Raw genomic sequence first — 12,942 nt, forward strand, 5'->3', positions numbered from 1 at the left:
CGCGCCGCCCGGACCGACGCCGAGCGGGCGGCGGGCACGGGGAGCCCGTGGAGCGTCCTCGAATCGACTCCCGCCGCCCACGCCGACGCCGATAGCCTGGAGGTCGGAGCGGGACCGGCGCGAGAGACGGCGGCCCGCCCGACCGAGAGGACCGGCATGACGCACGTCGAAGACGACCCCGCCGACGAGCTCGGTGCCGCGCTCGAACGACTGGGACAGCGAGGCGTCACCGTGGACGCCGACTTCGAGCGGCGCGTGCACGAGCACGGCCCCGTCCTGCTCGATCTGCACCGCTCGCTCTACGGGCCGCGCGACGGCGCCGGATCGTTCGCGTCGCTCATCGAACTCGCGGCGGAATCCTGGCGCGATCGCCCGGGCGATCTGCGTGCCCTCGACTCGCGCCGGGCCATCGATCCCGATTGGTTCACGTCGAACCGCATGCTCGGTGGGGTCTGCTACGTCGACCGCTACGCCGGGTCGCTCGAGGCCGTGCGCGAGCGCATCCCGTACTTCCAGGAGCTCGGGCTCACCTACCTACACCTCATGCCGCTCTTCGAGTCACCCGAGGGCGACAACGACGGCGGCTACGCGGTGTCCAGCTACCGCCGCGTCGACCCCGCGATCGGCACGTTCGAGGACCTCGCGGCGCTCGCGGCGGAGCTGCGCGCCGTGGGCATCTCGCTCGTCGTGGACTTCATCTTCAACCACACGAGCGACGAGCACGAGTGGGCGCGTCGCGCCGTCGCGGGGGACCCCGAGTTCGAGAACTTCTACCTCATCTACCCCGACCGCACGATGCCCGACCGGTACGAGCGGACGGTGCGCGAGATCTTCCCCGACGACCACCCGGGGTCGTTCGTGCAACTCCCGGACGGGCGCTGGATCTGGGCCACGTTCTACCACTTCCAGTGGGACCTCGACTACTCCAACCCCGCGGTGTTCCGCGCCATGGCGGGGGAGATGCTCTTCCTCGCGAACCTCGGCGTCGAGATCCTGCGCATGGACGCCGTCGCGTTCGTGTGGAAGCGGCTCGGCACGCCGTGCGAGTCGCTCCCCGAGGTGCACCTGCTGCTGCGCGCGTTCAACGCGCTCTTGCGCATCGCGGCGCCGTCCGTCCTGTTCAAGTCGGAGGCGATCGTGCACCCCGACGAGGTCGCCGAGTACATCTCGCCGGACGAGTGCCAGCTGTCGTACAACCCGCTGCAGATGGCGCTCACGTGGGAGGCGCTCGCGACGCGCGATGCCCGCCTCCTACAGCAGGCGCTCGACACCCGCCACGCGCTCCCGCCCGGGACGGCGTGGATCGACTACGTCCGCAGTCACGACGACATCGGCTGGACCTTCGCCGACGAGGACGCGGCCGCGCTCGGCATCGACGGCTACTGGCACCGGCGGTTCCTCAACGACTTCTACGTCGGGCGTTTCACGGGCTCGTTCGCGCGCGGCATCCCGTTCCAGGAGCACCCCATCACGCTCGACGCGCGCATCGCCGGAACGGCCGCGTCGCTGAGCGGGATCGAGGCGGACGACCCGGGTGGCGAGGACCGCCTGCTGCTCGCGTACGCGATCGCGTTCTCGACGGGTGGCATCCCGCTCGTCTACCTCGGCGACGAGGTCGCCCAGCTCAACGACCTCGACTACGCCGACGACCCGGCCCACGCGCACGACGCGCGCTGGGCGCACCGGCCCGTGTACCCCGCCGAGCGCTACGCGGAGCGCCTCGACCCGACGACCGTGCCCGGCCGCGTGTTCGCGCGGTTCACGCGCATGCTGCAGGTGCGTCGCGAGACGCCGGAGTTCGCGGGCAACGAGCTCGTGCCGTTCCACGTGCCGGCCTCGGGCGCGTCGAATCCCGTGCTCGGCTACCAGCGACCGGGGCCGGACGGTGTGCGCGTCATCGTGCTCGCGAACGTCGGTGACCACAGCACCTCGGTGGACGCCTCGACGTTCCAGGCGTTCGACGCCGACGCGGTCGAGCTCCTGAGCGAGCGTCCCGTGCACCTCGATGCGGGCGTCGAGATCGCACCGCACGGGGTGCTGTGGATCCGCGCCCACCTGCGGTGAACGCCGGAACGCCATGACGGCGGTGGCCGGTCCCGAGAACGTGACCGGCCACCGCCGTCATGGGGGTGCCCGCTAGGCGGACTCGGGGCGTCCGACCTCGATCTCCTGCCCCCGCGTGGGGCGCACGATGAGCACGTCGCACTCCGCGCGCACGATGAGCTCGCTCGCGACCGTGCCGAGCAGCCGCTCCGCGAGGCTCGGCTGCCCCGCCGCCCCGATGATGATGAGGTCGGCGCCGCGTTCCGCCGCGGTCTCGAGGAGCGCCGCCGCCGGCTCGGCGCGCACCATGAGTGCCGCCGCGACCGTCGCGCCGTGCTCCGTCGCGAGTGCGACGGCGGACGCGAGCGCCGCGTTCGCCGCGGCCCGACCGATGACGGTCGAGGCGCGCGTGTCGCCGCTGCTCGCGACGCTCTTCGCCTGCTCTCGCCGACCGAGCTGCGACCAGGCCGACACGAGCACGAGATCGGCGTCGGTGCGCTGGGCGACCCGCGCGGCCCGCAACACGGTGGGGATCGCGAGGTCCGAGCCGTCGGTCCCGACGACGACGGTCGAGTAGTCCGGTGGGATCCTGCTGTCGGTCGTCATGCGCTCGCCTTTCCGTCGGATCGCGTGGCCGGCTCGACCTGCAGTTCATCCACCTCGACGGCGACCGGCGGCTCCTTGATCCAGAGCATCGCGACCGCCGCACAGGCGAGGAGCACGCCCGCGAAGATGATCGCGTGCCCCGGGACGCTGCCGAGCAGCCGGTAGACCGCACCGAAGGTGAGGTTCTGGATGAGCATCGGCACGACGATCATCATGTTGATGATGCCGAGGTAGACGCCGTACTTCCCGGCCGGGATCATGCGCGTCGCCATGATGTACGGCACGCCCATCATCGACGCCCAGCCGATGCCGAGTCCGATGATCGGGATGAACATGAGTGCCGGGATCGTGACGAACGGGAAGACGATGAGGCCGATGCTCGACAGCGCGAGACAGACCACGTGCACGAACTTGGCGCCGCGACGGCGCGCGAGCCCGACCAGGATGAACGCGACGCTGAACGTGACGATGTTGTAGAAGCCGTTCACGAGGCCGGTCCAGGCGACCGCCTCGCCGTAGTTCGGGCCGTCGGCGCCGCCGAACGCCGCGTCGGCGACGGAGAGCGAGACGTACTGCCAGTAGCACTGCATGGCGTACCACTGGAAGAGGTACACGAGTGCGAGCTTGCGCAGCTGCACGGGCATGTGCCAGATCGCACTGCCGATCTCGCGCAGCGGGTTCGCCGAGCCCTTGCGGTGGTTCTCGAGCTCCTCCGCCGTGGGTGGCAGCTCCTTCGTGGAGATGACCGACACGAGGACGGTTGCGATCGAACACACGGCGCCGAGCATGAACGAGGCGAACACCCAGTAGGGGATCCCCGCGGCGGTCTCGCCCGAGAAGAGATGCTCGAAGACGAACAGCGAGACGTTCGCGAGCGTGATACCGAGCCCCGTGAAGAAGCTCTGTGCGAGGAAGCCGCGCGCGAGCTGCGACGAGGGCAGGCGGTCCGCGATGAACGCGCGGTAGGGCTCCATCGCCGCGTTGTTGCTCACGTCGAGCAGCCAGAGCAGGAGCACGGCCATCCAGAGTGCCGACACCATCGGGAAGAGGAACAGGCCGATGCTGCAGCCGATCGCACCGAGGATCAGGAACGGGCGGCGGCGGCCCCAGCGCGGGTGCCAGGTGCGGTCCGAGATCGCGCCGATGAGCGGCTGCACGATGAGACCCGTGATGGGGCCTGCGAGGTTGAGCAGCGGGAGGTCGTCGGGGTTGGCCCCGAGGAAGTTGTAGATCGGGTTGATCGCGGTCTGCTGCATGCCGAAGCTGTACTGGATCCCGAAGAACCCGAGGTTCATGAGCAGGATCCGCGGCATGGTCATGAGCGGCTTCTGGACGACCGCGGCGCCGGGGTCGCTCATGCGCTGCGCCCCCTGTGTCGGGTGACCGGTCGTCGCGTCGCGGCGAGCGGAACGGTTGCCGAGTGCATCGAATCCTCCTTGATTCACGCTGTGTGCACCACACGATTCCGGATCATGTGGAACCGATTCCATGTGGAACCGATTTCACTCTGCCACGACTCCGGCATTCGCAACAGATCAAAAACGAAATCGGTTCCAGATTCGCGTCGGCGCATCGCGAGGTGTGGAACGCCTCTAGGCTGTGGAGTATGACCGGGATCGCCGATGTCGCGGCCCTCGCCGGGGTCTCGAAGGCCACGGCGAGCAGAGCCCTGTCCGGCTCCGGCTACGTCTCGTCGGCCGCCCGGGAGCGCGTGCTCGACGCGGTCGACCGGCTCGGCTACGTCCCGGCGTCGAACGCGGTCGGCCTCGCGACGGGGAGAACGCGGGCCGTCGGCGTCATCATCCCGTACGTCCATCGCTGGTTCTTCGCTGCGGTGCTCGAGGGCATCCAGCAGGTGTTCCTCGATTCCGGCGACGACCTGCTGCTGTACAACGCGATGCCCGGCAGCGTGGGGCGCGCGCTGATCTTCGACGATTTCCTCGCGCGTAAGCGTTTCGACGGGCTCGTCGCCGTCGGCCTCGAGCCGGACGATGCCGAGCTCGCGCGGCTCGGCGCGCTCGAACGGCCGGTCGTGAGCGTCGTCGGTGAGGCGGGGCCGGACGTCATCGCGATCGACGACGTGGCAGCCGTGACGATCGCGTTCGAGCACCTCCGCGCGCTCGGGCATGAGCGGATCGCCTTCCTCGGCGGTGGCGACCCGTCGCGGCACTGGGCGCGGGTCGATCGGCGTCGTCTCGAAGCGTTCCAGGCGCTCATGCGCGACGCCGGGCTCGAATCCGCCGCCCGTCATGTGCCGTCGGCCGTCGACGTGGCGGGCGGGTTCGCGGCGGCCACGCGACTGCTCACGGCACCCGGGCCACGACCCACGGCGATCATCGGGACGTGCGACGAGGTCGCGATCGGCGCAGCGCTCGCCGCGCGGGGGCTCGGACTGTCGGTGCCCGGCGACGTGAGCCTCGTCGGGATCGACGATCACGAACTCGCCGTGACGTTCGGGCTCACGACCGTCAAGCAATCGCCGTTCGAGCAGGGCGCCCGCGCCGCGCGGGTCATGCTGGAACGCATCGCCGGCCGGGAGTCGCTCATCGAGGGGCCGGCCGAGTGCGGCCTCGTGTTGCGGACGTCGACGGGGCCTGCCTGAGGGTTCTCTGCGCGGCGGCCCGCCGAGGTCGGCGAGCCGGGCGGACACGATCGCGTGCCCGTGCGGTGGATTTCGATCCCGTGCTCGGTCGGGGGATTCGGCGGGTACCGTGTCGACGTGCACGTCGACCGCCGTCCCAGGTGTCGACCGTGCGGACCCGGAAGGCGGACACGATGACGGGTGAGCTCGATGGGGGCCCGTTCTACCACGGCACGGTCGCGGTGCTCGGCCCGGGGGACCTGCTCGTCGCCGGGCGGCGGTCCAATTACCGGCCCGATGTCGTCATGAACCACATCTACTTCACCGCGCTCGTCGATGGTGCCGGGCTCGCCGCCGAGCTCGCGGCCGAACTCGTCGGCGGGACCGCGGCACCGCACGTGTACCTCGTCGAACCGACCGGTCCGTTCGAGAACGACCCCAACGTCACCGACAAGAAGTTCCCCGGCAACCCCACCAGGTCGTACCGCAGCACAGCGCCGCTCCGCATCGTGCGCGAGATCACCGCGTGGACTCGTCTCACACCGGAGGCCCTGCGGATGTGGCGCGACCGGGTGATCGCCGTGCCGCCCGAGGAGCGGGGCGAGATCGTCAACTGACGTCGCCGGGCATCGTTGCGGTCGGGACGGGCGTGCGAAGTGCGTTCGCGTTCGCCGGGACGAGGATGCTCTCGCGCACGGCGCGGATGACCCCGGCCGCCCAGGGCCATCCGCGGCGCGGTCGGACGGGTCCATGCCTGGCATCGCCGCGTGCGTGGCTATGGCGCTCACGAAGCGGCCGCCAACATCTCGGATCGGCCGGGGGCGGCTCCGGCAGGGCGGGCAGGTTCGCGCGGGTTCTGCCGCGTTCTCGGCCGTCGCGCGCACGGAGCGTTCCGGCCGGTCGCGGCTGCGTGCGGCCAGCCCCGGCCGGGTTACAGGCCGATCCGGCTCGGTCGACGCCTCGTCCGCTGGACTCGCGTGCGTCACCGCCTCGAGCCCGTTCGCTCCGGTCCGATCCGGCCGGCGGCAGGTCGATGTTCACTGGCGCGGCGACGTGTGTGGGCCCGCCCGCGGGGACGCAGTCCGGGCCCGTCACGGCGTCCTCAGAGGTAGGGGCGCGTGAGCAGTTCCAGATAGTGGCCGGACGGATCGAGGAGGTACACGCCCCGCCCGCCGTGCTCGGTGTTGATCTCGCCCGGTCGGGTGCGCTGCGGGTCGGCCCAGTGGTCCTGCTCGCGCGCCCTGATGGTCGCGACGGCGCGGTCGAAGTGTGCGTCGTCGACGAGGTACGCGTAGTGCTGCGGCGGGAACTCGATGGGCGGCTCGGCGAACTGCAGCATGACGCCGTCGCCGATGCCGATGTTGATGAACGGGCCCCACGAGGGGAGCTCGGTCCCCTCCAGCAATTCGAGGGTGAACGCGGCCGTCGCGGCGGCGTCGAGTGAGGCGATGATGGTGTGGTTGAATCGCGCGGTCATGATGCTCCTGATGGTCTGCGGTGGGTGTCGGTGCTCGCAGAGCAGGGGCGGGGCGCGGATCAGACCACGACCGGATCGCCCGTCCGGGAACGGCGCGAGAACGCCTGGCTGGTCATCATGGGGTGCAGCCTAACGGGCGTGCCGTTGCGGCCGGGTGACAGGGCGGCGGGCCGGTGGTGGCGTCCGCGTCGCCGATCCGACCCGCGGCCGCCCGGACACGATCGACGGGGTGCCCGGTTCACGGGGCAGCGAGGAATCCTCGATCAACCGTACGATGCGTCGTGAGTGGCCGGTGTCGCCCCGGCCCGCGGCCGAACGCATCGAGGCGCCGGAGGACTGAGGCAATGCACGATCGCTCACCCGACCAGCTCATCCACGTGCAGTCCGCCGCGGGGGAGTGGCAGGACAAGACGAGCCAGATCGCGAGAATCGTGCGAGGCGAAAACGTCTATCGCATCCGGTTCGTGACGAAGGACGGCTCGCCGGGTAAGGAGTACGTCTACGGGGCCGCGCGAGTCCGGATCCTGCGATCGCGACCTGAGCGGCGAGTGCCGCGTGCGGCACCGGCGACGAAGGCGGGTGCCACGCCGCGGCGTCCGGACGCCACCGGGCCGGCGACCACGGCACCCGCCTCGCACGCCGTCGGTCGGACACCACCGGTGTCACCACCCGACGTCGACGCGCGTGCCACCGAGATCATGCGGTACTGGTCCCGCATCGTCGAAGCGCTCCCCGACGGCGACGACAACGGGGCCGACCCGCTGCAGCGGCCCTTCGCCGGGCTGCGGGCGCGTCAGGCGGACAGCGCGCTCGATGTGTTCCTGCACCGCTCGCCCCTGGCCCGCGATGACGCGCGATCGCTCGTCACGCCGTTTCCCAGCAGCCTGTCCCAGCGTGAGGCGGTGGAACAGGCGCTGCGACACCGCATCAGCGTGGTCGAGGGCCCACCCGGAACCGGCAAGACCCAGACCATCCTCAACCTCATCGCGACGCTCATCGCCGTGCCGGGCACGACGGTCGGCGTCGTCTCCACCAACAACGCCGCCGTCGACAACGTGCGCGAGAAACTCGACGGCCTCGGCTACGGGTTCGTCGTCGCTGCCCTCGGACGTCGCGAACTCAGGGACGCGTTCTTCGCCGAGCAAGCCACCCGTGACGCCGCGGTCAGGGCCTTTCTCTCGCAACCGGCGCCGGCCGACGTCGACGCTCGAACACACGCCGCCCGTGACGCGCGCATCCGAACGCTGCTCGCCCACCAACGCGACCTGCACGTGGCCCGCCTCGAACGCGACGCGCTCGAGCTGGAACGCGACCACTTCACCCGTCACCTCGCGGCCCACGACGTCGATCCCTTCTCGGAGCACCCGACGCATCGCGGGGGCGCCGATCGGATCCTCGACTACCTCATCGAAGCGACCGACGCGGAGTCGTCCGATCCCGGCCTCATCGAGGGGTGGATCCGGCGGTTCCGCTGGCGCTGGCGGTACGGCGAACTGCGACGACACGACGTGCACGACTCGGCAACGATCCTCCGACTCCATGACGCCTACTACTCCCGGCGCATCACCGAACTCACGGCCGAGATCGCTCGACTCGATGCGCTCACGAGCGGAGGCGGTCTCGACGAACTCGTGGAGAACCACATGGATGCTTCCCGCGCGATGTTCACGCAGGCCCTCCGGGCACGGTACTCGGGCACCGCGCGAACGCGGTTCGACGCCGCGAACTACCGGAAGCGCATCCCGGCACTGTTGGACGAGTACCCCGTCGTCCTCAGCACGTGCCATTCGATCCGCGCGAGCCTGGGAGGCGGAGCGCTTCTCGACTACGTGATCATCGACGAGTCGTCGCAGGTGAATCTGCCGACTGCCGCGCTCGCGCTCGCGAGTGCGCGCAACGCGGTCATCGTCGGCGACCGGCGTCAGCTCAGGCCGATCTTCCCGAAGATCGATGCGGCTGCGATTCCGGCGCCGTCGGCCGACGTGGACGCACTGCAGCACAGCGTTCTGACGGCCGTGACCGAGCGTTTCGGGGACGACGTCCCCGTCACCCTCCTGCGTGAACACTTTCGGTGCGACCCACGAATCATCGGGTTCTGCAATACGTCGTTCTACGACGGACAGCTCATTCCGTTCACGATCGGGGATCCGGATCGGCCGGCGATGCACGTTCGGACGACGACCGCGGGACACCACATGCGGTCTCCGCGGAGCGGCGGACGCATCAACGACCGCGAGGCGAGCATCATCGCGAGCGAACTGTTCCCGGAACTGGCGACGGAGTTCGCGCCGGGCGATGTCGGGATCGTCACGCCGTACCGGGCGCAGGTGGACGTGGCGGCCGGAGCGATCGCCGGAACCGAGCTCGCGGCGGCCCAGGCCGATACCGTCCACAGCTATCAGGGGAGGGAGAAGCAGACGATCGTCATGTCGGCCGTGCTCGACGATTCGTGGCGGGCAGGCGCGCAGGCGAAGTTCGCGGACGATCCGCAACTCATCAACGTGGCGGTTTCGCGAGCCGTGCGGCGTTTCATCCTCGTGACGCACGAGACGCCACCGCGCTCGGCCGTGAACCTCACCAATCTCGTCGGTTTCATCAACTACCAGTACCCCGACGGTGGGGTGCAGCAGACCCGACTCGTGTCGATCTTCGACCTGCTCTACGAGCGCCACTCGGCGCGCTTGGATCATCTGGCGGGTCGTCTCCGGGGCGAGATGAAGCTCCGGTCGGAGGACATCGCGTGGACGGTGGTCCTCGACATCCTGAACGAGCCCGCCTATGGGACGCTGCACGTCACGAGTCAGGTGCTCCTGCGCGAGTTGATTCCGTCGCTCGATGGTCTCTCGGATCGAGAGCGGTCATTCGTGAAACACCGCTCGTCGGTCGATATGGTCCTGTTCAACCGCATCACGCATCGTCCGGTCCTCGCGATCGAGGTGGACGGGTGGAAGTTCCACGCCGACGATCCCGAACAGCTGAAGCGGGACGAGATCAAGGACGGGCTGTTGCGTCGCGTCGGTCTGCCACTTCTCCGTCTCCGGACGACGGGGGATTCAGAACCGGCGCGCATTCGCGATGGCATCGATGCGGCGCTGCTCACCGTGACGCCGTAGCTCGCCCCCGCGGGCCGGTGCGCCCGCCGATGCCGACGGGGCGTCGAAACGATGCTCTGCTCCGGTTCCCCTGCGTGGGTGCGTGGGTGCGCGCGAATCGGGTCGTCGATGGCGCGACTGCGTGAGGGGCGAAGGACTACGGACCAGGCTGTGGCGTCGCAGTCACCGCGATGTGATCGGGCGTACGCAGCCCGGGGCGGTCGAGCCTGTCGCCGTTCGGGAGCCATTCCGTCCCGGACCTCGATCCCGTTCCGGCGCCGCTCCTGCGCCTGGTCGGATCGTCCGAGGGTGGTGTTGGGCTGTGGGGACGAACGCTCTCGAGCCCGCTGGCATCATTGCCACCTTTGCCCTGTTCGTCGCCCCGCGTCTCGCCGCCCGAGTGGAGGGAGGCGCGCCATGATGCACCTTCGCGGTCGAGTTTGCTGGCCTCGACGCCGTCAGCGTTCCGGTTTCAGTCCTCGAATCCGGCTCCGTTCCCGACTCCGGTCGGTTCGTCCGTGGGTGGTGATGGGGTGTGGGTTTGAACGATCAGGAGCCCGACGGCACTACCGTCGGCCGGCCGCGGGCGGTCCTGCGCGTCCGGCGGTTGACAGTGGCGCGCGCTGTCGCTCGCGCTCGTGCGTGCCCGGGTCGACGGTGTCTCCGTTCTCCGTTCCCGATTCCGGCCCCGTTTCTGAGTCGGGTCGGATTGTCCGAGGGTGGTGATGGGGTGTGGGTATGAGCGATCACGAGCCCGACGGCACTGCCGCCCCGGCCCCGGGCGCGGCCTCGCGTCCGTCGGCCGGCGGTGACGTGAGCATTCGTGCCGTTCGTGGTCGAGCGCTCCACTATTTGGGGGCTTTCCCGAACCCCGTTCCCGATTTCGTTCCGGTGTCCGTTTCGTGGCCGGGTCGGGTTGTCCGAGGGTGGTGATGGGGTGTGGGTATGAACGAATACGAGCCCGGCGGCGCCGCTGCCGCACCGGCCCCGGACGCGGCCTCGCGTCCGTCGGCTGGCGGTGACGTGAGCCTTCGTGCAGTTCGTGGTCGAGCGCGCCACCATTCGAGGGGTTCCCGAACCCCGTTCCCGCTCTCGTCGCGGTGTCCGCTCCGTGGCCGGGTCGGGTTGTCCGAGGGTGGTGATGGGGTGTGGGTATGAACGATCACGAGCACGACGGCACTGCCGCACCGGCCCCGGACGCCAGCGCGTGTCCCGCGGCCGGTGGTGACGCGCGCCCGTCGGCTGGTGGTGACGCGCGCTCTCGGCCGCGTGGTCAGGCGCGTCTCGCGCCGCACGTTGCGTTCATGATGCGCCTGCAGCACCTCGATGGCATCGGTGCCCACGACGAAGCCTTCGATTTGGCGCTCGACGCGATCCGCGCGGAGGACAAGCTCATCGCGAAAGCCGAAGCCCGCCGTGCAGAGCTGCTCGCGTTCATCCACGAAGCGACCCTCGCCAGTGCTCGGGAGGAGTTTCCCGGGAGTGATGATGCGGTGGTGACGGTGATGCGTGAACGCACCGCCCAGCTCGCGCTCGCGACCTCGCGGTCCGAGCCGGTCGTGTCGCGTGAGCTCGGTGAGAGCCTCATGCTTCGCGACGCGTTCCCCGCCACGGAGGGAATGTTCCGCGATGGGTACCTCTCGCTCGCGCACGTTCGCGTGATCCTCGCGGAAGGACGACGCCTCCCCGACGACGAGGCCCGCAAGGCGTACGAGCGGGCCGTGGTGGACGGGGCCTCGCGGGAGACGCCCGCCAGGTTGCGGGCTCGCGCTCGGCGCGCCGCGCAGACGCTCATGCGGGAGAGCCTCGACGAGCGCCACAAGATCGCACGGGAACAGCGCGGGGTGCGGGTCGTGCACGAGGACGATGGCATGAGCCGGCTCGAAGCACTCGTCCCGACCCTGCTCGGGGCGGCGATGCTCGACCGGCTCACCGAACAGGCCAAAGCGCTCGCGGGGCCGGACGAACCTCGCACGCATGATCAGATCCGCGCGGACCTGCTGTGCGAACTCGTCCTCACCAGCGACCCCGCAGAGGGGTGTGGGTCGCCGCACGGCGCGGCGGGCGGGATCAACGCCCGGGTCGCGATCACCGTGCCCGTGCTGTCGCTCCTCGATGGTGGCGATGACCCCGCGCTGCTCGATGGGGTGGTGCCGGTGCCGGTTGAGCAGGCGCGGGAGCTCGCCTCGCGTGCGCCGTCGTTCTTGCGGGTGCTGACCGATCCGATCACGGGCGTCGCTCGCGAGAGCGACACGCGCTTCCCGACGGCGGCGCAGCGCGAGTTCCTCCGCGTGCGGGACGGGCACTGCCGCTTCCCGGGCTGCACCCGCCCCGCACGGCGTTGCGATATCGACCACACCATCGCGGTCACCGACGGTGGCACGTCCTCGCTCGGGAACATGGCCCACCTGTGCCGCCGACACCACACCTTCAAACACGCCACCCGCTGGCGAGTGGAACAGCACGAACCGGGGCGGTTGGTGTGGTTCGCGCCGGGCGGCGACCGGTACAGCGACCGACCCATCCCTGTCGGGCCCAGGTTCAGACCCTCATGGGCCTATCATGACGATGATCTCGACAGTCCACCCGGAACAGGCGCCACCCAAGCCGCCCCGCCGGGGCTGGTTCGCGCGCTCGACACCTCCGAACACGCGGTCTCACCGACCATCCGACCCGCTAACGATCCTCCACATACGGACATGGAGGACGAATTCGACGTCGATCCCATTCAGCGGACACCCACCGGCACGGTCCGGGGCGGGCCACGATGCCCGGAACCTCGCGGCACCCGACAACGCCGGACGGTGCCCGACGTTGATGACGGCACCGACGCGGGGAGTGACCCGCCACCCTTCTGAGTCGAACTACCTCGAGTTCGGTCGGCCGGGCTGTCTCCGTGGTGCTGTTGCCGTGCACGTAGCACCGTTGCCATGCCAGTGGTGGCTGGCATGCCGTGGTCGGCAGGTGGCGGAAGGCAGGCGGTGGTCGGCAAGCGGTGGCCGACAGGCGATGAGCGGCAGACCGTGGGCGGCAAATGACTGACGGCAATCGATGGTTGGCAGGCCGTGGCCGGCAGACGGCGGTCGATATCCGGCGCACGGCGGACCATGGTCGGCAGGCGGTGGACTGCAAGCGGAAGGCAG

8 protein-coding genes are annotated in these 12,942 nt (G+C 69.9%); 5 read left to right on the forward strand and 3 right to left on the reverse strand.

The window, feature by feature from the left end:
• Positions 1-156: 156 nt before the first annotated feature.
• Positions 157-2,064, forward strand: a complete 1,908-nt coding sequence (locus HNR16_RS00670) for an alpha-amylase family protein (protein ID WP_158039089.1) — start codon at positions 157-159, stop codon at positions 2,062-2,064.
• Between the two features lie 72 nt (positions 2,065-2,136).
• Here the strand turns inward: HNR16_RS00670 and HNR16_RS00675 are convergent, their stop codons facing one another.
• The gene (locus tag HNR16_RS00675; protein ID WP_158039090.1) at positions 2,137-2,649 is read right to left on the reverse strand and encodes a universal stress protein; all 513 of its coding nucleotides are present in this window, start codon (positions 2,647-2,649) and stop codon (positions 2,137-2,139) included.
• Positions 2,646-4,094 carry an MFS transporter gene (locus tag HNR16_RS00680; RefSeq protein ID WP_225737727.1) on the reverse strand — a complete coding sequence of 483 codons (1,449 nt, stop codon included), beginning with the start codon at positions 4,092-4,094 and terminating at the stop codon, positions 2,646-2,648. Before HNR16_RS00680 ends, HNR16_RS00675 begins: the two co-directional genes overlap by 4 nt.
• 161 nt (positions 4,095-4,255) lie before the next feature.
• Between HNR16_RS00680 and HNR16_RS00685 the strand changes: the two genes are divergently transcribed.
• Complete coding sequence (locus HNR16_RS00685; RefSeq protein WP_158039092.1) at positions 4,256-5,251, forward strand: LacI family DNA-binding transcriptional regulator; 996 nt, start codon at positions 4,256-4,258, stop codon at positions 5,249-5,251.
• Positions 5,252-5,424: 173 nt separating this feature from the next.
• The gene (arr, locus tag HNR16_RS00690) at positions 5,425-5,847 is read left to right on the forward strand and encodes an NAD(+)--rifampin ADP-ribosyltransferase (protein WP_158039093.1); all 423 of its coding nucleotides are present in this window, start codon (positions 5,425-5,427) and stop codon (positions 5,845-5,847) included.
• A gap of 485 nt (positions 5,848-6,332) precedes the next feature.
• On the opposite strand, the gene HNR16_RS00695 is transcribed toward arr, so the two are convergent.
• On the reverse strand, positions 6,333-6,707 hold the full coding sequence (locus HNR16_RS00695) for a VOC family protein (RefSeq protein WP_158039094.1): 375 nt from the start codon (positions 6,705-6,707) through the stop codon (positions 6,333-6,335).
• 344 nt (positions 6,708-7,051) lie between these two features.
• Between HNR16_RS00695 and HNR16_RS00700 the strand changes: the two genes are divergently transcribed.
• Both HNR16_RS00700 and HNR16_RS00705 read left to right on the forward strand, forming a co-directional pair.
• A complete protein-coding gene (locus HNR16_RS00700; protein ID WP_158039096.1) occupies positions 7,052-9,820 on the forward strand; it encodes an AAA domain-containing protein in 2,769 nt (922 codons plus the stop codon).
• Between the two features lie 1,283 nt (positions 9,821-11,103).
• On the forward strand, positions 11,104-12,657 hold the full coding sequence (locus HNR16_RS00705) for an HNH endonuclease signature motif containing protein (RefSeq protein WP_192498230.1): 1,554 nt from the start codon (positions 11,104-11,106) through the stop codon (positions 12,655-12,657).
• The last annotated feature ends 285 nt before the right edge of the window (positions 12,658-12,942 follow it).

This window comes from Pseudoclavibacter chungangensis (genome assembly GCF_013410545.1).
In the GTDB taxonomy this organism is placed as follows: domain Bacteria; phylum Actinomycetota; class Actinomycetes; order Actinomycetales; family Microbacteriaceae; genus Pseudoclavibacter; species Pseudoclavibacter chungangensis.

Coding starts and splice junctions, on each gene's coding strand:
- arr (WP_158039093.1), top strand. CDS start 5,425: ATGACGGGTGAGCTCGATGGGGGCCCGTTCTACCACGGCACGGTCGCG.
- HNR16_RS00670 (WP_158039089.1), top strand. CDS start 157: ATGACGCACGTCGAAGACGACCCCGCCGACGAGCTCGGTGCCGCGCTC.
- HNR16_RS00675 (WP_158039090.1), bottom strand. CDS start 2,649: ATGACGACCGACAGCAGGATCCCACCGGACTACTCGACCGTCGTCGTC.
- HNR16_RS00695 (WP_158039094.1), bottom strand. CDS start 6,707: ATGACCGCGCGATTCAACCACACCATCATCGCCTCACTCGACGCCGCC.
- HNR16_RS00705 (WP_192498230.1), top strand. CDS start 11,104: ATGATGCGCCTGCAGCACCTCGATGGCATCGGTGCCCACGACGAAGCC.
- HNR16_RS00685 (WP_158039092.1), top strand. CDS start 4,256: ATGACCGGGATCGCCGATGTCGCGGCCCTCGCCGGGGTCTCGAAGGCC.
- HNR16_RS00700 (WP_158039096.1), top strand. CDS start 7,052: ATGCACGATCGCTCACCCGACCAGCTCATCCACGTGCAGTCCGCCGCG.